This window comes from Pseudomonas syringae, from assembly GCF_002157375.1.
In the GTDB taxonomy this organism is placed as follows: domain Bacteria; phylum Pseudomonadota; class Gammaproteobacteria; order Pseudomonadales; family Pseudomonadaceae; genus Aquipseudomonas; species Aquipseudomonas syringae_T.
In genome coordinates this window covers 1-23,106 of the sequence record NZ_MTSA01000021.1, presented here as the reverse complement: position 1 = coordinate 23,106, position 23,106 = coordinate 1, and the positions used below count along the sequence as shown (strand labels likewise).

Sequence of the window (23,106 nt, the reverse complement as noted above, 5' to 3'; positions counted from 1 at the left end):
CGGCAGTGCTGAGTTGAACCGAGGCCCCGGAGATTTGCTGAATAGTGCCGCGCAAGTTGTTTGACATCTGGTTCAGCGAACTCATCAGGCGCGACGCTTCATCGTTTCCCGTCACGTTAAGCTGTCGGGTCAAATCGCCTGCCGCAATGTCTTCTGCCAGTTTCAGAGAGGCGCTGATAGGGTCCACAATACTGCGGGTCAATGCGACGGCAAGGACCACGGTCAGAAGGGACGCGATAATGACCACCGTCAGCAATACATTGACGCTGTGGTTATACACCGCCGTTGCGTCACTGCCGGAACGCTCGGCTTCTTTCGCGTTCTGCCCACGCAGTGTATTGAGGTCTGCCTGGTAGGCATTGGCCCGTTGCACTTGTTCATTGTTGGCGAATGCGAGCGCTTTCTCGTGATCGGTGGCGTCGGTGGCAATTATCTGTTTCACGCCGTCCACGTAAGTGTCCATTTTGTTGTGGGCGACTTCGAACTGGATCCGGTCTTGCTCGCCGGAAATCAGATGCTGTCGATAGAACTCGCTGCGTGACTGCAACGTGCCAATGGCTTCTTGAGCGTTAGCTGCAGCGGCGCTTCGAATCGCGGGGTCGGTGCTGGCCAGCATGCGGATGCTTTCCAGGCGGGCATGCAACAAGGCGATCTGAATGTCATCAACGACCTGTACACTGGGCAGTGAGTTTTCTTCGATGTTCTGCTCGGCACCGCGCAGGTGCCCGATCTGTACATAGGAAAACCCGCCCAGACCGATAAGCAGGGCGGTAATAAGGCCAAAACACAGGAAGGCCCTGCGAGAAATATTCAACGATCTGAGGTTCATGGGGTGTCTCCGGCAGTCACAAAAGCGGAAGGAAAATAATGACTTTCCAATGACTGTTTCTCTGCCGGAGCGGGGGTAGCTTTAATAAATCATCGTGAAACTTATTTCATGCCTGTTTATACGGCTCACCTGTTCATGTGCCGAAAAAAGTTATCACGTTTTATGATGATGCCACTGAACAGAGGGTGACGATCAACTCATTGATAGGCTCTATCGTACTTAATAGTTTCCTTTAACTATTGCGCCAGCGCACGGCGGGTCTTTAGTGCAGCACTTTCTAATGTGCTGGGCGTCGCAACCTCATCCAGAAAGTTCGCGATACACCCCATGCAGGCCATGCGTTCTTCCACATGTGGCATATGGCTGGACTCTTCGAATACCTCACAGCGGATGCCACGAACCCGGTTAACGTAAGGCTCGATTACCGTCGGCGTTGCCTCGTCGTATTTTCCGGAAATCAACAGGGCCGGCGCCTCTATCCGGTCAAGGCGATCAACAATGCTCCAGTCTTTCAGTGTGCCGATCACGTGAAACTCGGTGGGACCGTTCATGGCGTGGTACACGGTCGGGTTTTTTTCGATCTGGTCAAAAGTGCGTTTCACTTCTTCTGGCCAAGGCGTGATGCGGCATACGTGGCGGTCATAAAAGACGCGAGAAGCTTGCAGGTACTCCGGATCGGACAACGTGCCTGCGGCTTCATGCTTCAGCAGTTTCTCCTGCACGCCTTCAGGCAGCTCGCTGCGCAGGCGATTGGCTTCGCTTACCCAGGTGCGCATGTCGGCGGGCGAATTGGCGATAATCAGCGCCTTCAATCCCTTTGGCTTGAGTACCGCATGCTCTGAAGCCAGCATGCCGCCCCAGGACTGGCCCAGCAGCGCGTAGTTGTCATTGATTTCCAGATGTTCAAGCAGGTTGTCCAGCTCTTTCAAAAACAGGTCGACTGTCCAGAAATCAGCGCTTTTATCGCGAATGGGGGTCGAGCGGCCGTTGCCCAGCTGGTCGTAGTGGATGACTGCTCGCCCCGTGCTGGCGATATCCTTGAACGAGTCCACGTAATCATGGGTACAGCCCGGGCCGCCATGCAGGATGACCAACGGTGTACTGCCGCCACGCAGGTCGCCGGTGATGCGATACCACGTTTGATAGTCGCCAAAAGGTGCGAAACCTTCCTTGCTCGTCATGTCTGCCATGTCGCCGGTCCCTGCTGGATAGTTCGGGGCACCATAGCGCTACGGGCAACATCTCATAACTATAGAAAGTAATAGGTTTTGGCGCTGAAACCGGTCACCCGTCGAGTAATCGATAATGCACGGCACGCACCACGGCTTGCACACGGTTTTTGGCACCGAGCTTCTGCATGGCCGAGTTCAGGTGCAGCGTGACCGTCGCGACCGAGCGACTGAGTTTGTCGGCGATTTCCCTGGCGGTCAGCCCTTCTGCGGCCCAGTTCATGCACTCGCGCTCGCGAGGCGTCAGCTTGATCGCGTTGCAGGAGCGTGTTTTCTGGTCAAAAAGAGGGTAAGCCGCTTCCTGAAACGCATGAGCGAGCAGCCCGAACTCGGCCAGACTCTGCCGCGCGTCCTCCAGCGCAACATGGCCACCGTCCGAGCGCAGCCCTGTCAGGGTGGCAAAACCGCCCTTGGGCATATGAATGGGCACTGTTACGCCGCACGTCATGTGCGAATCATGCAGGTAACGCACCACCGGGGTGTGCAGATCGGTGATGAAGGTCTGCAAGACAGTTTCGGCCTTGGGCTGATATGACCATACAAACGGCGAGACGCTGGCGACGGCCAGGTGCTGAACCGGGTCGATCTGGTAATAGCCCTGACTGCACCAGAGTGAATGCCAGTCGTCGGGCGTATTGCGCAATGAAAGCAAAGACGGGGTGATCAGTGCTCCATCATGGGACACAGGGACGGGGCTGTAATCGTAAATCACGGCATCGAATCCGAGGTTCGATGCCAGCTGCAACGCGCAATCTATTTGCTGATCCAGCGTAGAGGCTGATTGCAGACGCGAATTGAAATTCGACAGACTGATTTGCATGGCGTGACCTCCTTTGTCATTGAGCCGATCCGGGGTCGTAATATAGCAATTAGCAAAGACAGTGCCACGCACCCCGTCCGATTTGTTGTCAACGCCGTAAAACCTATAAGAATTGCTAGATGTCTGCCTGCGTTTTGCGCGATAGGGTGGATGCCATGAGTGGCGTCGCAGGGGAACACGATGGGGAGTGAGCGGGATGAGCGTGCTGAAACCGGACTCGACGGCAGGCCGATGTTCAACTACAACTTCGCCTTGGCTTTTTTCCTTGACGAAGTAGCGGCTCACTTTCCGGTCCTGCTGAATTTTCTGTCACAGCATCGGGGCGTCTGATGAATCTGGGTCGTTATCGCTTCATCCTCCAGCGTCCGTTGCAGCTGTTGCCGGTGCTGTTCGGCATCAGTCTGGTGACCTTCATTCTGGTACGTTCAATTCCCGGTGACCCGGCGCGGATCCTGCTCGGTTCCCGTTCCACACCGCAGGCGCTGGCGAATATTCGCGCCCAGTATGGGCTGGATGAACCCTTGTGGTCGCAGTACCTGTACTTCATGAAAAACCTGTTTCAGGGAGACATGGGTAAATCGCTGCTGTACAAGATCGACGTGCTCAAACTGATCGGTACGCGAATCGAACCCACGTTGTTTCTGGTCCTGGGCAGCGTTCTGCTGGCCCTGCTGATCGCCGTGCCTCTGGCCACGGTCGCCGCGCGCAACAAGGGCCGCTGGAGCGATAACCTGATCCGGGTCTTCACCACCACGGGGCTGGGCATGCCGGCGTTCTGGCTGGGCATCATGCTGATTCTGCTGTTCAGTGTGCGGCTCGGCTGGTTTCCGGTGTCGGGCTACGGCAGCGACTGGCTGGACAAGCTGCATCATCTGGTGCTGCCGTGCCTGACCATTGCGCTGGCTCTGTCCGCGGTGCTGATTCGCAACCTGCGGGCCAGCATGCTCATGGAGTTGCAGGCCGATCACGTCACCGCCGCGCGAGCGCGAGGTGTCAGTGAAGGTGCCTTGTTTCGTCGCCACGTGCTGCCCAACTCGCTGGTGCCTTCGATCAACCTGCTGGCCGTGAACATCGGCTGGCTGATCAGCGGCACCGTCGTGATCGAAAGCCTGTTCGCCATTCCCGGTATCGGTCAGTTGCTGGTGCGGGGCATTTTCAGCCGCGATTACATGGTGGTGCAGGGCGTGGCTATGGTGTTGGCCTGTGCCACAGTGATCGTGAACTTCCTCGCGGATGTGGCCACCGTTGCGGTTGATCCACGGGTGAATATCAAATGACCGTCGCGCAGGCTCACCTGCGCCCTCAATGGCGTTCGCGACTGCGTCTGCGTTTGCGCAATGGTCGGCTGGCGATGCTGCTGGGTGCTTCATTGCTGGGGCTGTGGTTGCTGCTGGCCCTGTTTGCACCGTGGCTGGCGCCGTATGACCCGATTTACCAGAACACCGACATGCGCATGCTGGCGCCGCACCCCGCACACCCTTTTGGTACGGACAATTTTGGCCGGGACATTTTGTCCAGAGTCATCTGGGCCGCGCGCATCGACTTGCAGATATGCGTCATCGGGGTGATTTTCCCGTTTATGATCGGCACCTTTGTCGGCGCGTTGTCAGGCTACATCGGCGGTCGGTTCGACAACCTGTGCATGCGGGTCATCGACATCGTGCTGGCGTTTCCGTTTCTGGTGCTGATGCTGGCGATCATCGCGATTCTGGGGCCGGGTCTGAGCAGCTTTTACATCGCGATGGCGCTGGTGGGATGGGTGTCATATGCGCGTTTGATTCGCTCACAGATTCTGGTCCTCAAGGAAAGTGACTTCGCACTGGCGGCCAGGAGCCTGGGCTTCGGTCATCTGCGTATTCTGTTTCGTCATCTGCTGCCCAACGCGATGTTCGGCTCGATTGTGTTTTCCATGTCCGATGCGGTGTTGGTGCTGCTCAGTGGCGCCGCGGTCAGTTACCTGGGCCTGGGCGTGCAACCGCCTCTGGCGGAGTGGGGCACCATGATTGCCGAAGGCCAGGCCTTTCTCACCTCGGCGTGGTGGATCTGCACCTTTCCGGGCCTTGCCATCGTGACGCTGGCGATGGGTTTCAGCCTGTTGGCTGACGGCGTGGCGCAAGTGCTGGGAGAGCGTCGATGAGTGTGCCAGTGCTGCAAGTCCGCGAAATGAGCGTGGTGGCGACCCATCTGGCGAGCCATCGCGGCGATGAAGTGGCGCTGGTCGACCGGTTGTCGTTCGATCTGCAACAGGGCGAGATTCTCGGGCTGGTCGGTGAAAGCGGCTCGGGCAAGACGATGGCATGCCGGGCATTGATGCAGTTGATGCCGTCGCCGGACCTGGAGGTGCGCGGCGGCTCGGTGTTGCTCAATGATGTCGATCTGCTGAAGCTGGATGCTGCGGGAATGCGCGCCATGCGCGGGCGCCGGATCGGCATGATTTTCCAGAACCCCAGCAGTCATCTGGACCCGTTGATGCGTATCGGCGAGCAGATCGCCGAGGGCTTTCGCTTGCATCAGGGCTCATCGAAGCGCGAAGCGCGGGCGCAGGCGATTGATCTGCTGCGTCAGGTGGGTATTCCCGATCCCGCGTCGCGTGTGGATAACTTTCCTCATGAGTTTTCCGGCGGCATGCGGCAGCGCGCCATGATCGCCGTCGCCTTGGGCTGCGGCCCGCAGGTGTTGATCGCCGACGAACCGACCACGGCGCTGGATGTGACAGTGCAGGCGCAGATTCTGCGTCTGCTGCTGGACCTGCGGGATCGTCACGGGCTGTCGCTGATCATGATTACCCACGACCTTGGCGTGGTGGCGCAAACCTGCGATTCCATCGCGGTGATGTACGCTGGCCGGCTGTGCGAGCATGGCAGCAAGCGCGATGTGCTGGCTCGCGCACGTCATCCTTATACACACGGGCTGATCGAGTGCCAGCCCGCGAGCAGCGCAGGAGGCGGTTTGTTGCGCACCATTCCCGGCCAACCGCCACTGCTTGATGCCTTGCCCGAAGGCTGCCGTTTTCACGCCCGTTGCGCTCACGCCGGACAAGGCTGCGCCGAAACATTACCCGAGATGCGCCCGATGGGGCCTGCGCAGGCCGCGGCTTGCCATTATCCGCTGAATCCGCTGACGGGTTATCAAGAGGCCGTTTCATGAGCGGCCCCACGCTGTTGAGCGTCAACGATCTGGTCGTGCGTTTTCCGGCCCCCGGATCAGGTTTTCTGGGGCTGAACAAGCGCTGGGTACATGCCGTCAATGGCGTGTCACTGCGCATTGCTGCGGGCGAAACACTGGGGCTGGTCGGTGAGTCCGGCAGCGGCAAAAGCACCCTGGGTCGCGCCATCCTGCGGCTGAATGACATTACCTCAGGGCAGATCGTTTTCGATGATGTCGATGTGGCTCAAGGCAGCGGCATCAACCTGCAACGCCTGCGCAGCGAAACGGCGATGGTCTTTCAGGACCCGTCTTCGTCGCTCAACCCGCGCATGACCGTCGGTGCCACGCTGGCCGAGGTGTTGAGCGTACAACGCAAGGTGGCGTCCTCTGAGATTCCGGCCCGGGTCATCGAGCTTCTGGACATGGTTGGCCTGCGCCCCGAATTTGCCAACCGTAAACCCGGCGCGTTGAGTGGCGGCCAGTGTCAGCGTGTCGGCATCGCCCGTGCGCTGGCCATCGAACCGCGTCTGATCATCGCCGACGAATGCGTGGCGGCGCTGGACGTGTCGATTCAGGGGCAGATCATCAACCTGCTGCTGGAACTGCGCCAGCGCATGAACCTGTCGATTCTGTTCATTGCTCACGACCTGGCCATCGTGCGGCGGCTGTGCGACCGGGTGGCGGTGATGTATCTGGGCCGGATCGTCGAAGAGGGGCCGGTTGAGGACGTTTTTCTAAAACCGCGCCATCCGTACACCGCTGCGCTGATCCAGGCGATTCCCGAAATCGACCCGGATCGTCCGCTGCCTGCGGAACCTCTGCCGGGAGAGCCGCCAAGCCCGCTGCATTTGCCCGATGGCTGCGCTTTTCATCCGCGCTGCCGGTTTGCCCGGCCGACCTGCGCCAGCCACGCACCGCCCACCCGGCATGCCGGTGAGCAACGCTACGACTGCGTACTGGATGCACCTGTTTTCTGATTGTGACGGACACCCTCATTTTTTCGACACCGGCAAGGAGTTCATGTGTATGAAAGCTCGACCAATGAAAATGCTGACCGTCGCCATGCTGGCGGCCTGTTCCCTGGCAGCGGGCGTGGCGGAAGCGGCAGGCGTACTGACCATCGGCCGTCGCGAGGACGGGACCACGTTCGACCCGATCAAGAGCGCGCAAAACATCGACAACTGGGTGTTTTCCAACGTCTACGACGTGCTGATCCGGGTTGACGACAAAGGCACAAAGCTGGTGCCCGGGCTGGCAGAAAGCTGGTCGATCTCGCCTGACGGTCTGACCTATACGCTCAAGATGCGGGAGGCAAAGTTCTCTGACGGTTCAGAGCTGACCGCCAGTGACGCCGTCTTCAGCCTGCTGCGGATCCGCGACGATAAAGGCTCGCTGTGGAGCGATTCCTACAAGATCATCGACAACGTCGTCGCGACCGATCCGCATACGCTGGTCATCACGCTGAAGCATCCTTCGGCTTCATTCCTCTCGCAATTGGCGTTGCCTAACGTTTCGATTCTTTCCGAGAAAGCCATGAAAAGCCTGGGTGAAGAAGCCTATGCCGAGCAGCCTGTCGGTTCTGGTGCTTTCACGGTGAAAGAATGGCGGCGCGGTGACCGCGTGATTCTGGCCAAGAACCCCAACTTCTGGGAGGCGCCGAGCGTCAGCCTGGATGGCGTCGAGTGGATCTCGGTGCCGGACGACAACACGCGTGTGCTGATGGTCCAGAAGGGCGAACTGGACGCTGCGATTCTGGTGCCGTTCTCGCGGATCGAAAACCTGAAGAAGAACCCCGATCTGGTGGTGCATCTGGACCCGTCCACCCGTGAAGATCATTTGCTGATCAACCACGAGCACGGTGCGCTGGCCAAACCGGAAGTGCGTCAGGCGCTGGACATGGCCATCGACAAGAAATCCCTGGTCGATGCTGCGACGTTCGGGCAGGGCACCGTGGCCAACTCGTACATTCCCAAGGGCGCGCTGTATCACTACGCTGACAACCTGCAACGCCCGTATGACCCGGTCAAAGCCAAAAAGATGCTGGCTGACGCCGGTGCGTCGGACCTGAAGCTCAATTACGTGGTCAACGCTGGCAACGAAGTCGACGAGCAGATCGCCGTCATGCTGCAACAGCAACTGGCCAAGGTCGGGGTGACCACTACGCTGCAAAAAGTCGACCCGAGCCAGAGCTGGGACATGCTGATTGCCGGTGACTACGACATCTCCGTGATGTACTGGACCAACGACATTCTCGACCCTGACCAGAAGACCACGTTTGTGCTCGGCCACGACACCAACATGAACTACATGACCCGTTACAAGAACGACAAGGTGAAGGAACTGGTCGCCGCCGCACGGGTTGAGATGGACCCCAAAAAGCGCGAACAGATGTACATCGATCTGCAGAAAATGGCCAAAGCCGACGTCAACTGGATCGACCTGTATTACAGCCCTTACATCAGTGTCTCGCGCAAGAATATCGAGCATTTCGGGCAGAACCCGCTGGGCCGGTTCACGCTTGAGGAAACCGTCAAGAAGTGAGTCGGGCAGGGCGCTTTGCCGTACGGCTGGCGCCCCTGTTTCTCACGAGATAAGCGCCACGTACGTTAATTTGTATCCTCAGGTTTACCGGGGCTTTGACGGGGGCAGCGGGTGGTAAAATCGCCGCCTTTTTACGCTGCACCCCCGCGGAGCCTTCATGCACAACCCCACCCCTCACCCCCAATCCCCGAACGCACTGGCGTTCCTCACGCGGTTCTTCGCCGCTGAATCTGCTGGCGGGCTGGTACTGATGGCCGCAGCGCTGGCGGCTCTGATCGTGGCCAACTCGCCGCTGGCCGACGGCTACTTTGCCGCGCTGCACACCGTATTCGCCGGGCTGTCGGTGGAGCACTGGATCAACGACGGCCTGATGGCGATCTTCTTCATGCTGGTCGGGCTGGAAATCAAGCGTGAAGTCCTTGCAGGCCAGCTTTCTTCGTGGAGCCAGAGGGCATTGCCAGGCTTCGCAGCACTGGGCGGCATGGTGGTTCCCGCCTTGATTTACGTGGCATTCAACTGGGGGCAGCCGGACACCATTGGAGGCTGGGCCATTCCGGCGGCGACCGACATCGCCTTCGCGCTGGGCGTGTTGTCATTACTGGGCAAGCGCGTGCCGTTGTCCCTCAAGATTTTCCTGTCTGCACTGGCGATTCTCGACGACCTCGGCGCTGTGTTGATCATTGCGCTGTTCTACACCAGCGATCTCTCGATCCCCATGTTGCTGGTGGCCTTTGCCAGCATCGCTGTGCTGGCTGCACTGAATCGACTGGGCGTGAAAAAGCTGTTGCCGTACCTTATGGTCGGCGCGTTGCTGTGGTTCTTCATGCTTCAGTCCGGCATCCACGCCACCCTCGCTGGCGTGGCGCTGGCGCTGTGCATCCCGCTGGGCAAACCCGATGAAGAAGCCAGCTCGCCGCTGCTGCACCTCGAAGAAAAACTGCACCCGTGGGTCGCCTTTGCGGTTGTACCGATCTTCGGATTCGCCAATGCGGGCGTGTCGCTGTCAGGCATCACCGTTGACACACTGGTAGACCCGGTCCCGCTCGGCGTCGCGCTGGGATTGCTGGTTGGCAAACAGGTCGGCATTTTCGCGATGGCGGCAATGGCCATCCGCACCGGTCTGGCCCGCTTGCCTGACGGCAGCAACTGGGGCCAGCTTTACGGCGTCGCGGCACTGTGCGGTATCGGCTTCACCATGAGCCTGTTCATTGGCGCACTGGCCTTCCCGGGCGCGCCGGAACTGGTGGACGAGGTCAAGGTGGGCGTGCTGATCGGGTCGGTGTTGTCGGCCCTGTTGGGAGTGGCGGTGTTGCGCAGGTTCGGGGCGCGGGTGTGAGTTTCTCTCGGCACCTCTCGTTCCTCACGCTCCAGCGTGGGAATGCAGTTCTGGACGCTCTGCGTCCCATTAATGTGCGGTTATTGCGCAGGTTTTGAGACGCCGGAGCGAACCGAGCCTTCGCTCGATGACCCGAAACACGATGTGTATGCATTCAATATCGATACATCCGTGCTGACCGCGCACGATCCACACGCCGCAAAAAAACGCCTCCACAAGGGAGGCGTTATTTTTTGTACTCAGCACACGGCTAAGGCATCACGCGAGGTCGAAGCGGTCCAGGTTCATCACCTTGGTCCAGGCGGCCACGAAGTCTTTGACGAACTTTTCGTTCGCGTCGGAGCTGCCGTACACCTCCGAGATCGCACGCAATTGAGCGTGTGAACCGAAGACCAGATCGACACGGGTGCCGGTCCATTTGACTTCGCCGGTCTTGCGGTCACGTGCCTCGAAGGTGTCGTTGGCACCCGAAGTCGCTTTCCACTCAACGCCCATGTCCAGCAGGTTCTTGAAGAAGTCGTTGGTCAGGCTTTCCGGGTTGTGAGTGAACACGCCGTGTTTGCTTTGCCCGACATTGGTATTCAAGACCCGCATACCGCCCAGCAGCACGGACATTTCCGGTGCCGTCAGGGTCAACAGCTGTGCCTTGTCGACCAGCAACGATTCAGCCGACACCTTGTAATGGCCCTTCTGATAGTTGCGGAAGCCATCGGCAATCGGCTCCAGGAAGCTGAACGACTCGACGTCGGTCTGCTCTTGAGAGGCATCGGCGCGGCCCGGTGTGAACGGAACGGTTACCTGATGACCCGCATTTTTAGCCGCCTGCTCGACGCCTGCGCTGCCCGCCAGAACGATCAGGTCGGCAATGGAAACCTGCTTGCCGCCCGACTGCGCACTGTTGAACTCGCTCTGAATACCTTCAAGGGTGTTCAGCACGTTCGCCAAGTGCGCAGGCTGGTTCACAGCCCAGTCCTTCTGCGGCGCAAGGCGCAGACGCCCGCCGTTGGCACCTCCGCGCTTGTCAGAGCCACGGAAGGTAGACGCTGCGGCCCACGCCGTCGAAACCAGTTGCGAAACCGAAAGCCCCGAAGCCAGTATCTTACTCTTGAGCGCCGCAACATCTTGATCATCGACCAGCGGATGATTGACGTCTGGAATCGGGTCCTGCCACAACAGTTCTTCGGTCGGTGTTTCCGGGCCGAGGTAGCGCGCAAGCGGGCCCATGTCACGGTGAGTCAGCTTGAACCAGGCGCGGGCAAATGCGTCGGCCAGTTGCTCGGGGTTGGCCAGGAAGCGGCGTGAAATCTGCTCGTAGGCCGGGTCGAAACGCAGCGCCAGGTCAGAGGTCAGCATGCTGGGTGCATGACGCTTGCTCGGGTCATGGGCATCCGGAATCTTGCCAGCGCCCGCGCCGTTTTTCGGCGTCCACTGATGCGCGCCTGCCGGGCTCTTGGTCAGCTCCCACTCGAAGCCGAAGAGGTTTTCGAGGTATTCGTTGCTCCACCGGGTGGGCGTCGATGTCCAGGTGACTTCCAGGCCGCTGGTGATCGTGTCACCACCTTTGCCGGTGCCGAACTTGTTGCTCCAGCCAAAACCTTGTTGCTCAAGACCGGCCGCTTCCGGCTCTGGACCGACGTTGTCAGCCGGGCCTGCACCGTGAGTCTTGCCGAAGGCGTGACCACCGGCGATCAGCGCGACAGTCTCTTCGTCATTCATGGCCATGCGACCGAAGGTTTCGCGGATATCCCTCGCCGAAGCAACCGGATCAGGAACACCTTCAGGGCCTTCCGGGTTCACGTAGATCAAGCCCATCTGCACGGCGGCGAGCGGGTTTTCCAGAGTACGTTCACCGTTGTCGGTGCGGCTTTCTTCGTTAGCGTGATTCTCCGGCTCGGCCACCAGTGTGCCGTCGCCAGGCTGCTGCATTTTCTTCTGCGCGCCGTAACGTTCTTCACCGCCCAGCCAAGTGGTTTCGGAACCCCAGTAAACGTCTTCTTCCGGTTCCCAGACATCCGGGCGACCACCGGAAAAACCGAAGGTCTTGAAGCCCATCGACTCCAGCGCAACGTTACCGGTGAGCACGATCAGGTCGGCCCAGGAAATCTTGCGACCATACTTCTGCTTGACCGGCCAGATCAGGCGGCGAGCCTTATCGAGGCTGACGTTGTCAGGCCAGCTGTTGAGCGGCGCAAACCGCTGCTGACCGGCGCCTGCTCCGCCACGACCGTCACCGGTCCGGTAAGTCCCGGCACTGTGCCAGGCCATACGAATGAACAGCGGGCCGTAGTGACCAAAGTCAGCCGGCCACCAGTCCTGAGACTGAGTCATGACATCGCGCAGGTCCTGTTTGACCGCTTCGAAATCGAGACTTTTAAATTCTTTGGCATAGTCAAAGCTCTCACCCATCGGGTCGGAGAGCGGGGAGTGCTGGTGCAGGATCTTCAGGTTCAGCTGCTTCGGCCACCAGTCACGGTTCGTTGTGCCGCCGCCGGCAGCATGGTTGAAGGGACACTTCGATTCAGTTGACATGCTTGATACACCTTTTGTCATTTTCGTCCGGCTATCCAGTCCGCTGGGACCTGGACAACGCTGAAAGAACTCATAGCACAGGGTTCATGTCGGCCGTTCGAACAACGATCAGGCCGACGCTACAGATACGCCGCGTGGCGACAGTCAGATTGCCGCGATGCGAGCCCACAACGTGCGCAGTAAACCTGAGCTCATTCTTATCTCCTCATCAGGGTAAAACCGTGCGGCCTCCGCCGACGCTTTCTAGATTAGCCTTCTTGGCGGATATTTCTAATAGAAAGAACGTTGGTAGGTGATAGGGATATTTGGTGGGGGCTGTGCTGGCGAATCTGGGTGGCGCTGTCATCGAAATGCCCAGTCATTCTGCTAGCCTGTGCTGCTGTTCGGACCGCAGACTGGATATATCAATGATCACCCTCCGCACCATGACAATGAACGACTACGACGCCGTCATCGAACTCATGCGCCACACACCGGGTATCTCAATCCGCGACGCTGACTCTCGGGAGTCGACCGCACGCTATCTGGCGCGCAACCCCGATATGAGCTTTGTGGCTGAAGCGGACGGCGTTGTGTGCGGCTGCGTCATGTGCGGGCACGACGGTCGCCGGGGTTATCTGCAGCACTTGATCGTCCTGCCCGAGTATCGGCGACAGGGAATAGCGCGGACGCTGGTCGAGCGGTGTCTTGAGTGCCTGGAGGGAATCGGGATTTATAAGTGTCATCTGGATGTGATGAAGGAGAATGAGGCGGCCGGGCGCTATTGGTCGGGGCAAGGCTGGGTGTTGCGGGAGGATATTGATCGGTATTCGATGGTGCGGCGAGGCAGTGGGAATGTCTGAGTTAATGTCGGCGGGTTAAACACCACCCGTAGGGTCCTTTCATAGTAGGCACTAGCCGTTTTCGGCACAAATCGCCCAAGTGCCGTTCTGCCGGAATGAAACTTGCGTCCACTTGGCCTTGTGACCTTGAAACGCATTAAGGGCAAGGCCGATGAATAACAATAATGCAGCAATAAAAACCGCCTCGAATGACGCGACACCCCTGCCTCATCTGCAGCGTTTCCAAACCTGTGACATCGACCAGCACGGCCGCAACCTTGGCGGATGGCAGGTCCGTTACGATCAGTTGACGCCCGGCGGCTTCGAAGGCGAGTTGACGGAGTTCCGCTCCGACTGGCTGCAGCTGGTCCGCGACCGCTCTAATCAGGCCTTGATCAAGAGTGGCGTCGCCTGGAAGGGGGCAATTATTTTCGCATTGCCCTTGAGCGCCAATGGTCCGGCTTTCTGTGCCGGGCATACGCTTCAGGAACCCAGCCTGATCGTTGCGCACGGCGAGAACCTTCCGGAATTGAGCACGCCGTTGCAGCTGGATGCCTTGGGGGTGGCGATTGAAGAGGGGCCCTTGGCTCACGCGCTGGAACGCCAAGGCAGTCGTTTCGAAATTACCGATCTTCCCAAGTGTTACCGTTTGACTGATTTGACGGTCAGAACGAGGTTCGCCGCGCTGTTCGATAATCTGTTGAATGGTGAGCAGGCGTGCCTGCAGAAGCTTGAACACGATTCGATTCGGCGTGGTATTCGTGATGCCGTGATGTTGCAGGTGCTGGAACTTGTAGCGCCTGATCGGGCGCCGCTTCTCAATTCGACAGCGCGCAAGAGAATGGTGGATCGGGCCCGTGATTATGCCTTGGCGCATCTGGACGAACCGCTGTCGATCCTGGACATGTGCAACCACATCGGCACCAGTCGCCGCAAACTTCAATACTGTTTTCAGGAAACGCTGGGCATCAACCCTGTGGCTTTTCTGCGCACATTGCGCCTCAACGCCGCGAGGCGCGAGTTGCGCGAAAGCAGCCGGATCGAACGCGTGCAGACGGTCGCCGCGCGTTGGGGTTTCTGGCATTTGAGCCGGTTTTCCAGTGACTACCGGACACTGTTCGGGGAAACACCGTCGCAGACACTACAGCGCACGCATCTTTGCTGAAAACGGATAACGGCAGAAAGCATGACTCAATAGCATGACCCCACCACCTTCGTGGTCAGGGGCATGCGATGAGTCATAACAATAATTCCAATATCAGACGCTTCACCTTAATGACGCTCGGCTTGATGAGCCTTGGCGCCACCGTTCAGGCAACTGAAAACGGAGCACCCACTACGTCTTTCGGCGTTTACGATTTCGGTGCCGGCATGATGCCTCCGTCGACGCCCGTGGGGACGCTGGGGATGCGCGTGGCGTTCTATTCGACCAATGTGCAGAAAGACCGCCACGGTCGTTCGCTGGACAACAATTTTTCGCTGGACGTTCTGTCCATCGGCGTTGGTTATTTCCGCATGACCGACTACCAGATACTGGGTGCGCGCTACGGCTACGGCGTGGCGGTGCCTTTCTTTCAGATGGACGCCTCGTTCCGGGTCCAGACGCCGGGCGGCCCGCTGGACCTGAAGGCGGACCCGTTCCGGATGGCCGATATCTCAGTCTCGCCGCTCATACTGCAATGGGACCTTTCCCCCAACCTGTTCGTGAACGCACGAATGCAGATTCAGGCCCCTACCGGCGACTACGACAAGAATCGTCCGATTTCGCCGGGGCTGAATCACTGGACGTTTTCTCCCACCGTCAACGCGACCTATATCACTGACAGTGGTTTCGAAGTGTCCAACAGCTTTCAGACTGACTTCAACACCCGCAATCCTGCGACTGACTACAGAAGCGGCACCGAATACCGCCATGAGTTTGCCGTGGGCCAGCACGTCGGTCCTTTTACCTTGGGATTGGGCGGGTTCTATTACCGGCAGTTCTCCGACGACGATGCGCCAGGGCTGGAAACCGGCAACCGCGCCCGAGTGGTCGCCGCCGGTCCTGCGATCAGCTACTTCACGCCCGGCATGCCTGCGGCGTGGTTTCACCTCTACAAGGAATTCGACGCGCGCAACCGCTCAGAGGGTTACACCGTGGCGTTGCGTGTGGGCCACAGTTTTTAGAGCGGTTGCGAGATAGGCGATTTTTTCTCAGCACGAATCCAGACCATCAGGAACCTTCATATGAAAGACATTCAGAACCTGTTGAACGATGAAGACGCGACCGGCCTGGCCGAATGGGTCAGGCGCGGCGAGGTCCAGCCGGTCGAATTGCTGGAGGCGGTGATTCAGCGCATCGAGCACGTCGAACCGCAGCTCAACGCCGTCGCCGAGCGACTGTATGACTCGGCCCGCAGCGCGGCTATGGACGCTGTAAAAAGCCAAGGCGTTTTTGCGGGCGTACCGACGCTCATCAAGGACCTGTTTACCCCGGTCAACGGCGCACGGATGAGCAATGGCTCCCTGGCCATGGGCGAGTTTCGTGCCCCCTTCGAAGCCGAAGTGGTCAGCCGCCTGAGGCGTGCCGGTTGCGTGTTCGCCGGGACGACCACTGCGCCCGAATTCGGTACGTCCTATTCCACCGAGTCCACCCGCTTCGGGGCGACCCGCAACCCGTGGAGCCTTGATCACAGCGCCGGAGGCTCAAGTGGCGGGGCTGCTGCACTCGTGGCGGCGCGAGTGGTGCCCTTCGCCCACGGCAACGACGGCGGCGGCTCGTTGAGAGTGCCGGCGTCCTGCTGCGGCGTATTCGGCTTCAAGCCCAGTCGCGGGCTGATGCCTTCCGGCCCGATGGTCGGCGAGGGCTGGGCCGGCCTGAGCACCGCGCACGCCATCACCCTGACCGTACGCGACAGCGCAGCCTTGCTGGACGCTACCGCCGGCATGGACCTTGGCGCGCCTTACGCAGGGCCTGTCCAGAACCTGCCTTACGTCAGCGCCGTCCAACGCGACCCCGGAACCCTGCGCATCGCACTGATCGAACAATCAGGCACTTGGCCCACCTCGGCCGAGAGCCTGGCCGCCGTGCGAGAAGCCGCGCAATTGTGCGAGTCCCTCGGGCACCGAGTCGAACCGGTCAGCCTGCCGGTCGTCTTGCCGGAGTTCCTCGACCACGTCTTCACCATCATCGGCGCCAACACCCGCAACCACGTCGACATGCTCGGCCGCATGCGCGGCTTTGACGTACAGGACGCCGAACTGGAAGCCCGCACACGCATCATCCTGCGCGACAAAGGCAACGTCAGCGGCGCGCAATACACCGCCGCCGTCGAATGGATGCACGCCCTGGGCCGCCAACTGGCAACGTTCATGCAGGATTACGACGTGATCCTCTCGCCCGTGCTGACACGCGAGCCGGCGCGGATTGGTGAGCTTGTTGTGCCAGACATGAGCCTGAGCCTTGAGGACATGATCGAGCGTTCGCATCGGTATTCGCCTTTTGCAGCGCTGTTTAATGCGAGTGGTCAACCGGCGATGTCGGTGCCGCTGTACTGGAGTGCTGCGGGCCTGCCAATGGGGGCGCATTTTGCTGGGCGGTTTGGGGAGGAGGGGGTGTTGTTGGGATTGGCTGGGCAGTTGGAGCGGGTGAGGCCTTGGCGGGGGCGGGTGCCGGGGGTTAATGGTTGTGGGGGGTGAGGGGCTGCGGGTTATTGGGTGCGCGCTTCGGAAGTCCATCGGGGTGCGCGTCGGCACATAACATGCCCGTTCGCCATCGTAGTGTCCGTTCATGTAGCCAGCGGCTTCAGGTCGATCTGGGGTAAAGAAAAACGGCCCAAGGCGCCTTTCTCTGCGAATTGCCGGGGTCGTTTGAAATCAGCTCAAAACCCCCGGCTTTCATTGGCAAAAAAGGGTATTGATTTTATTGGGGACACATGTTTCTTGGAGTTAGAAGCCGTTTTGCTAATGAAGGCTTAAGAGCTACTCATAAAAACATGGTTTCGATGATACTGGATATAGGGAAGGGCTTTGATGTGGAAGCGAACCTTTCGAGGCTGCTCTAAACCGTAAACCGTTCGATCATGTGTATTGATATTTTCTGACACCAATAGAGTCCCATCGTCAGTGAATGAGATTAAGCCTGCGTCAAGCAAAGCGTGCAGTGCTACGTTCAAGATAATGCTGTTAAACGGGTCTTTCGCTTCGGCGATGAGATCTGATTTGCATGCGGCAACCCCTTTTATATGAGCTGCCTCCAACATACATGTTGCACCCGATAGAGCGCATTTGGCTTCCCACACGTCTAGGGCTCGCGTCCTGAATTCGAGCTGAAATGTCCGCTCCTCTCTAACAGCCTGACGAAACATCGAGCCCTCAGGATCTTTCTGAATTCGTGTTGAAGAGACCAACCTATCTTCCGAGCGCTCGAGCTCAGATGCCAATTCCTCTTGGGACATATCCATCAGTTGCCTGATGGGGATTTCTACCCATCCAAGCGTAGGGCTAAGCGAGGAAGAGCTGGATTGGCCATGACGCCAAGCGTCCCGTCGCTGAGACTCTAGGCCTTTTTCCACTTTAAAGGTCTTTTTCTCCTTCCGAAGGTATGCACTCTGTACGGATGCAAGTGCTTTGAAAAACGTAGACGACTCAGGAGCAGCTTTAAAGCCGTGATTGTAGAGCCCCGTCAATCCTGCAAACGGCAGAAGTGCTCGAGCTTCCTTCGCAGGGGATCGGCTGCTGACGGGGATCCACACCGTCGAGTCTCCTGCCTCGTAGACTTTGATTTCAAGTGGGCTCATTTTGCGCTCTTCGACTATCCGCTCAGTTATCTGTGAAGTCACCTTATGCTAAAACCATCAATAGGGATATCTTCAGTTCGATTGTAGATTGGCAAAGTGCTAGAGGTTGTCTTTTCAAGAATACTACAGTCCCATGCTTTCATGTGAGCAGCGGTATACAGCATGCCTAACGTCATTTCCGTCTTGGCGCGTCGATCTTTAGATCTGAAAAATACGAAGATATCAGTCCCTTCAGGCTTAAAGTAACGATAGTGATCGTAGTCGCCGTTGGCAATGCCAAAGTGGTCAAAAAAAACCTCCATAAAGTCACTGGCGTCGTCACCGTCCAGTCCTAGATCCCAGCTGACTCTAGTAGCGAGGCTGAGGGTCTCAAATGCTTTTCGGCCAAATCCTGCATAAGAGTTAATGCTCTCTATGAGATAGTTAATTATTTCGTAATTTAGATCGCCTTTACCCATTTTTTTAAGCCTGATCTTGTTTATCTGCATGTTGCCAAGTTCATATGCAGTATAGGAGCATTCGATAACTGGCGTTGCCCGTGCGATGAAGCCCGAATGCTTCGTGTGCGGCGTGCGGCGTGCGGCGTGCGGCGCGCAAGCCAGGCTCAGGACATAAAGTGGTTGAGCTCGTAAAAAACAGGGTCGTGTGCGACTCCGATGCCTGACCTTCGCTCGTCGACTTCTGGTGCAGATCCTGGCCGTCCCCACCGAATCCCAGCCACAAAAAAAGACGCCCTAGGGCGTCTTCATTTGCAATTTGGTGGGCCGGGGTCATTTGAACTGGACCCAGAATTGGCTGTATTCATTGGTTTTTGTGCTTTCAGTAACTCTTAGGGATACACGCTGGTGTTTGCTTAACTGATCCTTGATCAGCGATTCTGCATATCGCCTGCGTTTTGCGCATCGTCGATGAGCTTTCGCTTGGCCCACACCATGGAGAAGGAGACTCTACGTATGAAGGTAACGGATATTGTCCATAACTACCCTGATGGCTCGCGCTTGGCTCGAGGTTTATGTCGGGTTAGATCATTCGTGAACGAATCAGGAATAGTGGTTCTGCTTACTGACTTGGGCAATAAAAATGATGGCCAGTCAGTTACTAATGCCATCGAGTGCATTATTAATTCGCTGCATGTACTAGGTGTTGTCATTGGACCGGCAACATTTTTGGAACACTACGAGCGGGAAGACCCTCGAGGCGATACCTTTGACATCGTCACCGTGAATTCTCCTGGTGGGACGCATTGGGAAACGATTAGTCGTGAGGAGGCATGTCGATTGATGGGGTGTCCACCAGTCGAGTTGGATGAACGGAGCTGGGCAAACGGTCGCATCGTTGAGGAAGCGGATCGGCTACGTTTTTCTAGAAACCGATTTTTCGACTCTCCTCATCGAGGGAGCAATGCGGTAATAAAACGTCGCCTGGAAATCGAGGGTGGAATGATTTCTAGGGCGGAAGTTCAGGCGTTGATCAGTGCAGGTGCGGGCGAACGAGATCTCCAATGTCTTTTGAAAAAGGACCTCTCAATTTTCGCAGAGACCTACGCTCAGCCAGATGATGAATACATTTGTTTCTCGGAGTTTCCTTTAGCAGACGGATACGTTGACTTTGTGGTGCTGACCGGGCGATCGCGTATGGACGTAATTCTGATCGAGATAAAGGGAGCTGACTTCAACTTGCTGAATTCGGATCATTACAAGGAGTTTAATTACAAGATCCATCAGGCAGCAGGCCAACTGAGGAACCGCTTAGGTCACATTTATCGAGAGCTCTCAACCTTCAGAGATCACGTCCATTCCGCGAGGGCACGAGCTGAGCGAGGAGATCTAACTCACAACGCTTTCGTAGGGCCGCACGATGGGCTCGAGGTCGACCCTCAGAAGGACATCAACATTCGTACTGTGCTTATAGGAGGACGGACGGGGGATGATCGTGCGGAAAGTGCTAAAAGGCACGACTACGAACACCACTTCACTCCACCAATCAGGGTTGAGTCCTGGGACACATGGATACGCAGGCTTCAACGTTCTTAAGCGCTTGGCTTGATCCGACCGGGTTCCCAAACGTGCCAGGGACCCTGAGTATTTTCGAATGATACGGGGGCGGAAACCCGCGTGGCTTTGGTAGCTACTGATCGGTTGACGTTGGTTGACAGTTGACGGGTTGACAGCAGCAGTTCAGTAGCTGAAGGAATGAACATCTGGGTTCACCAGTTCACTAAGCTGTGAAAACGTCGGCTACTCAAGATGCGCGGGTTCCCTGCCCCGTATGCAGCGTAAGTCTCTAGGGTCCCCGGTCGCTGTTGGATCACTCCGCTGGTGGAGCCTGTTTCTTAGGGGGGGGGAGATGCATGAAAAATGCAGTGTAACAGGTGTTACGAGTGTAATTATTTTTTAACCTATTGAAATAAAAGGATAAAATTACCGTTACACCACTGTAAAAGTTCTGACGTATCTCATGTAACAACGCGTAACTGTGTAACGTCGCTCTTACCTATGTCACCCGAAGCAAAACGGTACTGTGGCTGTCTTCGGCCAAAACCGTCATCCTCGCAGAGGAAACCGAGGCGTTCGGGCACTTGGCTATCGACGTCTGTTAGCAGCAAATTTTTCAGTTCGGCCAGGCTACGACATGCATCCGGCATGGTGAAATTCTCCGACTCGTCCGGGGCGCAAAACGAGGGTGGTGACTGGGGCTTCTTATGTTGGCACCCAGCGCACGTGAAGTGTGGCATCATGACACTGTCTGTATGCGCACCTGTCTACCCAGGGGTACCAACATCAGCATCATCGCGTTTTATTTTAATCGGCTTGAACTTTTATAGCGTGGATCAGGGAATGGATGGCTATCACGGAAACTACAAATACAAGATAGTTGGCAGAATTGGCGAAGGCGGCTTTGGGTTTGTAGAAAAAATTGAGCTGTTCAATATTGCCGACCACAGATGTGGCGAGTATGCCCGCAAGTCGCTTAGTGATCTAGAACCTGATCTCCGCGAAGAATTTCGAAGACGTTTTGCACGTGAGGTATCATACCAAGCGTCTTGCGTACACACCCATGTAGCCAACATCTATCTGTGCGATCTAAAGTCAGATCAGCCGTGGTTTATTATGGATCTTGCGGCAGGAGATCTGCAAAAGGATATTGATAAGGGGCACCTCACTACCTCCCAGAAAATCAGTGTGCTGCTCATGGTGGCGGATGGTCTTATTTACTTGCATTCTTTGGGCTATCTCCATCGCGATATAAAGCCATCCAATATTCTGAGATTCAAGGATGGAGTTTATAAGGTGTCAGACTTCGGGTTAGTGAAAAACTTAGACAAAAGCTCCGAGTCCGAGGTTATCACTAAAATCGCAACAGCGATGGGCACCGCGAAGTACATGGCTCCCGAGATAGCAATTGCGGGAGAGTATAGCAAGAGAACCGATATTTTTGCGCTAGGTGTCCTATTGGAAGATCTGGATATGTTAGATGATTCAGGCGTACATGAAGTGTTTAAGAAGAGCACTGCTCGTCGTCCTCTAGATCGTTATTCAGAAGTCCAAGATATGCGAAATGAATTTCTTGCCGCCGTCTCAGGAGTACACATATGATCAAGCTCTTAAGCTCAAGTGTATTCTCATTTCCCAAAGAGCTAGCGCGAAAAAATGAGGACTCTATTCTGCCTCCACGCAAGTTAGGTGGCGGTTTTCTGATGGCTGTAGCAGATGGTGTAGGCTCTTATGCTGGTGCAAGCAGCGCATCAGAGTCAGCTATTGAATATTTGACAAGCTTGCAATCGACGGCATTTGAAAGTGCTGACGCCGTTGAGCAAATTTTCAATCAGATCAAAATTCGCGTTTCAAATTTGATCCATGAAAATCCTAGCTACTTTGATGCCGCGACGACTTTGACTTTTTGCTATGCGGGAGAGAAAGGAATAAAAATTGGTCATGTAGGCGATTGTCGGGTATATCTGAAGTTGGATCGCAAGCTTCTTCAGATTACTAAAGATCATACCCAGCATCAGATGCTGATAGACGAAGGATTATACAAGCCTTCTGAACTTAAAGAGGCTAGCGGAAAGAATACGCTATTTTCAGCCATATCAAAGAAAATCAACCTTCATTTTCAAGAGGTTTTCTTGCGGTATGATCAAATCTGCGCACATGATGGAAGTGTTAATTTATTTATAATGTCGGATGGCGCTTATCATTCTTGGGAGTTGAGGCCGCGCTTTTTGGAGAGTACTCTAGAGGATCCCAACCGTTTTGCCGCAAATCTCCGCAGACGGATTGTTCGACTGGAACCAACGGATGACTGTTCGCTAATAGCCGTAAAGTTGACAGTTAAGCCGCAACTTGAACTTTTCGACTAGTATTTTTGAAAAAATCTGACTGCGTCCTTAAAAAGTCGAATTCAGTCAGATTTTTAAATTTAGCAATACTGATGGTCTGTGGGTCGCATAACTTCTGAGTCCACAATTGAGAAGCTATTTATACATCGGCTGAATTGGGTCAAAAGTGTGTAAAAAAGATCTGAAAATCTCGTCCCTACGCAGAATCTGTATCTGCTCGCTTGGCGATAAATTTCAGATTTAACGTGGAGGTGCATACTTCAATTTTGGCAAAACACTTTTTACACACTATGGGTCGGAAGTTTTCATCTACGAGGCGCATCTCAATGGAGCCTTCCATTAATGTTCGTGCTAACGAAGCGGATTGCTCCCAGATTCGTATCTACACGCCGAAGACAATCGTAAGCGCTCCATAAACCCCACCGGCTTCATGATGGGTGGTGCGCTTAGCTAGGTGATACCGGCGAGCAGTTCCACGGTAGCAGCGCTTCGTAGTCTTCAACTGATGAGGCCGCCGGCAGGCGTTCCAGTGCGTGGCGCAGCCACGCATAAGGCTCTTGGCCATTGGCTTTGGCAGTCTCGACCAAGCTGTAAAGTTGAGCACTGGCCGTTGCGCCCTTGGGCGTGTCGCTAAACAGCTAGTTCTTTCTTCCGATCACGAAGGGACGGATCGCGCGCTCAGCGGCGTTGTTGTCGAGTGGCAGGTAGCCTTCCTCGACGTATCGCTCCAGCTTGCT

General features: G+C 56.6%; 18 protein-coding genes and 2 pseudogenes. 13 read left to right on the top strand and 7 right to left on the bottom strand.

Going from position 1 to position 23,106, the window contains the following annotated elements; all coding sequences use genetic code 11:
- Positions 1-61 precede the first annotated feature (61 nt).
- The 3 genes and pseudogenes from BW686_RS27605 to BW686_RS22590 all read right to left on the bottom strand — a co-directional run.
- Positions 62-829: pseudogene (locus BW686_RS27605) on the bottom strand (MCP four helix bundle domain-containing protein); the annotation flags it as partial.
- A gap of 236 nt (positions 830-1,065) precedes the next feature.
- Positions 1,066-2,019: a proline iminopeptidase-family hydrolase gene (locus BW686_RS22595; RefSeq protein WP_084919677.1), complete on the bottom strand. Its 954-nt coding sequence runs from the start codon at positions 2,017-2,019 to the stop codon at positions 1,066-1,068.
- Between the two features lie 94 nt (positions 2,020-2,113).
- Positions 2,114-2,878, bottom strand: a complete 765-nt coding sequence (locus tag BW686_RS22590; protein WP_084919676.1) for a LuxR family transcriptional regulator — start codon at positions 2,876-2,878, stop codon at positions 2,114-2,116.
- 329 nt (positions 2,879-3,207) lie between these two features.
- Between BW686_RS22590 and BW686_RS22585 the strand changes: the two genes are divergently transcribed.
- From BW686_RS22585 to nhaA, 6 genes are all read left to right on the top strand, one after another.
- Complete coding sequence (locus BW686_RS22585) at positions 3,208-4,155, top strand: ABC transporter permease (protein WP_084919675.1); 948 nt, start codon at positions 3,208-3,210, stop codon at positions 4,153-4,155.
- The gene (locus BW686_RS22580) at positions 4,152-5,015 is read left to right on the top strand and encodes an ABC transporter permease (RefSeq protein WP_084919674.1); all 864 of its coding nucleotides are present in this window, start codon (positions 4,152-4,154) and stop codon (positions 5,013-5,015) included. The genes BW686_RS22585 and BW686_RS22580 overlap by 4 nt, the downstream gene beginning before the upstream one ends.
- Positions 5,012-6,025 (top strand): ABC transporter ATP-binding protein, encoded by a 1,014-nt coding sequence (locus tag BW686_RS22575; RefSeq protein ID WP_084919673.1) that lies wholly within the window; start codon positions 5,012-5,014, stop codon positions 6,023-6,025. The genes BW686_RS22580 and BW686_RS22575 overlap by 4 nt, the downstream gene beginning before the upstream one ends.
- Positions 6,022-7,002 (top strand): ABC transporter ATP-binding protein, encoded by a 981-nt coding sequence (locus tag BW686_RS22570; protein WP_084919672.1) that lies wholly within the window; start codon positions 6,022-6,024, stop codon positions 7,000-7,002. The genes BW686_RS22575 and BW686_RS22570 overlap by 4 nt, the downstream gene beginning before the upstream one ends.
- Positions 7,003-7,051: 49 nt before the next feature.
- Positions 7,052-8,566: an ABC transporter substrate-binding protein gene (locus BW686_RS22565; RefSeq protein ID WP_084919671.1), complete on the top strand. Its 1,515-nt coding sequence runs from the start codon at positions 7,052-7,054 to the stop codon at positions 8,564-8,566.
- Between the two features lie 157 nt (positions 8,567-8,723).
- Positions 8,724-9,902 (top strand): Na+/H+ antiporter NhaA, encoded by a 1,179-nt coding sequence (gene nhaA, locus BW686_RS22560; RefSeq protein WP_084919670.1) that lies wholly within the window; start codon positions 8,724-8,726, stop codon positions 9,900-9,902.
- 258 nt (positions 9,903-10,160) lie between these two features.
- On the opposite strand, the gene katG is transcribed toward nhaA, so the two are convergent.
- A complete protein-coding gene (gene katG / locus BW686_RS22555; protein WP_084919669.1) occupies positions 10,161-12,431 on the bottom strand; it encodes a catalase/peroxidase HPI in 2,271 nt (756 codons plus the stop codon).
- 407 nt (positions 12,432-12,838) lie between these two features.
- On the opposite strand from katG, the gene BW686_RS22550 reads away from it, so the two are divergent.
- The 4 genes from BW686_RS22550 to BW686_RS22535 all read left to right on the top strand — a co-directional run bounded on the left by BW686_RS22550 (position 12,839) and on the right by BW686_RS22535 (position 16,930).
- A complete protein-coding gene (locus tag BW686_RS22550; RefSeq protein ID WP_084919668.1) occupies positions 12,839-13,273 on the top strand; it encodes a GNAT family N-acetyltransferase in 435 nt (144 codons plus the stop codon).
- Positions 13,274-13,424: 151 nt separating this feature from the next.
- The gene (locus BW686_RS22545; protein WP_084919667.1) at positions 13,425-14,417 is read left to right on the top strand and encodes a helix-turn-helix domain-containing protein; all 993 of its coding nucleotides are present in this window, start codon (positions 13,425-13,427) and stop codon (positions 14,415-14,417) included.
- Positions 14,418-14,485: 68 nt separating this feature from the next.
- Positions 14,486-15,418, top strand: coding sequence for a SphA family protein (locus BW686_RS22540; RefSeq protein WP_084919666.1), 933 nt, complete (start codon positions 14,486-14,488; stop codon positions 15,416-15,418).
- A 60-nt stretch (positions 15,419-15,478) separates the two neighbouring features.
- Positions 15,479-16,930 (top strand): amidase, encoded by a 1,452-nt coding sequence (locus BW686_RS22535; protein WP_084919665.1) that lies wholly within the window; start codon positions 15,479-15,481, stop codon positions 16,928-16,930.
- 275 nt (positions 16,931-17,205) lie between these two features.
- Here the strand turns inward: BW686_RS22535 and BW686_RS22530 are convergent, their stop codons facing one another.
- Both BW686_RS22530 and BW686_RS22525 read right to left on the bottom strand, forming a co-directional pair.
- A complete protein-coding gene (locus BW686_RS22530) occupies positions 17,206-18,030 on the bottom strand; it encodes an HNH endonuclease (protein ID WP_084919664.1) in 825 nt (274 codons plus the stop codon).
- Between the two features lie 38 nt (positions 18,031-18,068).
- On the bottom strand, positions 18,069-18,488 hold the full coding sequence (locus BW686_RS22525; protein WP_084919748.1) for a DUF1493 family protein: 420 nt from the start codon (positions 18,486-18,488) through the stop codon (positions 18,069-18,071).
- Positions 18,489-18,983: 495 nt separating this feature from the next.
- Between BW686_RS22525 and BW686_RS22515 the strand changes: the two genes are divergently transcribed.
- The 3 genes from BW686_RS22515 (at position 18,984) to BW686_RS22505 (ending at position 22,390) form a co-directional block, all read left to right on the top strand.
- Positions 18,984-20,063: a Shedu immune nuclease family protein gene (locus BW686_RS22515; protein WP_158102000.1), complete on the top strand. Its 1,080-nt coding sequence runs from the start codon at positions 18,984-18,986 to the stop codon at positions 20,061-20,063.
- Positions 20,064-20,765: 702 nt separating this feature from the next.
- A complete protein-coding gene (locus BW686_RS22510; RefSeq protein WP_179149359.1) occupies positions 20,766-21,626 on the top strand; it encodes a protein kinase domain-containing protein in 861 nt (286 codons plus the stop codon).
- Entirely contained in the window at positions 21,623-22,390 is a 768-nt protein-coding gene (locus BW686_RS22505) for a PP2C family protein-serine/threonine phosphatase (RefSeq protein WP_084919660.1), read from the top strand. The genes BW686_RS22510 and BW686_RS22505 overlap by 4 nt, the downstream gene beginning before the upstream one ends.
- 425 nt (positions 22,391-22,815) lie before the next feature.
- Here BW686_RS22505 and BW686_RS22500 read toward each other — a convergent pair.
- Positions 22,816-23,106 (bottom strand): annotated as a pseudogene (locus tag BW686_RS22500) (transposase domain-containing protein); the annotation flags it as partial.

Bases quoted from the DNA above. Each gene is read 5' to 3' on its own strand.
- BW686_RS22595 (WP_084919677.1), bottom strand. From the start codon at position 2,019: ATGGCAGACATGACGAGCAAGGAAGGTTTCGCACCTTTTGGCGACTAT.
- BW686_RS22590 (WP_084919676.1), bottom strand. From the start codon at position 2,878: ATGCAAATCAGTCTGTCGAATTTCAATTCGCGTCTGCAATCAGCCTCT.
- BW686_RS22585 (WP_084919675.1), top strand. From the start codon at position 3,208: ATGAATCTGGGTCGTTATCGCTTCATCCTCCAGCGTCCGTTGCAGCTG.
- BW686_RS22580 (WP_084919674.1), top strand. From the start codon at position 4,152: ATGACCGTCGCGCAGGCTCACCTGCGCCCTCAATGGCGTTCGCGACTG.
- BW686_RS22575 (WP_084919673.1), top strand. From the start codon at position 5,012: ATGAGTGTGCCAGTGCTGCAAGTCCGCGAAATGAGCGTGGTGGCGACC.
- BW686_RS22570 (WP_084919672.1), top strand. From the start codon at position 6,022: ATGAGCGGCCCCACGCTGTTGAGCGTCAACGATCTGGTCGTGCGTTTT.
- BW686_RS22565 (WP_084919671.1), top strand. From the start codon at position 7,052: ATGAAAGCTCGACCAATGAAAATGCTGACCGTCGCCATGCTGGCGGCC.
- nhaA (WP_084919670.1), top strand. From the start codon at position 8,724: ATGCACAACCCCACCCCTCACCCCCAATCCCCGAACGCACTGGCGTTC.
- katG (WP_084919669.1), bottom strand. From the start codon at position 12,431: ATGTCAACTGAATCGAAGTGTCCCTTCAACCATGCTGCCGGCGGCGGC.
- BW686_RS22550 (WP_084919668.1), top strand. From the start codon at position 12,839: ATGATCACCCTCCGCACCATGACAATGAACGACTACGACGCCGTCATC.
- BW686_RS22545 (WP_084919667.1), top strand. From the start codon at position 13,425: ATGAATAACAATAATGCAGCAATAAAAACCGCCTCGAATGACGCGACA.
- BW686_RS22540 (WP_084919666.1), top strand. From the start codon at position 14,486: ATGAGTCATAACAATAATTCCAATATCAGACGCTTCACCTTAATGACG.
- BW686_RS22535 (WP_084919665.1), top strand. From the start codon at position 15,479: ATGAAAGACATTCAGAACCTGTTGAACGATGAAGACGCGACCGGCCTG.
- BW686_RS22530 (WP_084919664.1), bottom strand. From the start codon at position 18,030: ATGAGCCCACTTGAAATCAAAGTCTACGAGGCAGGAGACTCGACGGTG.
- BW686_RS22525 (WP_084919748.1), bottom strand. From the start codon at position 18,488: ATGGGTAAAGGCGATCTAAATTACGAAATAATTAACTATCTCATAGAG.
- BW686_RS22515 (WP_158102000.1), top strand. From the start codon at position 18,984: ATGAAGGTAACGGATATTGTCCATAACTACCCTGATGGCTCGCGCTTG.
- BW686_RS22510 (WP_179149359.1), top strand. From the start codon at position 20,766: ATGACACTGTCTGTATGCGCACCTGTCTACCCAGGGGTACCAACATCA.
- BW686_RS22505 (WP_084919660.1), top strand. From the start codon at position 21,623: ATGATCAAGCTCTTAAGCTCAAGTGTATTCTCATTTCCCAAAGAGCTA.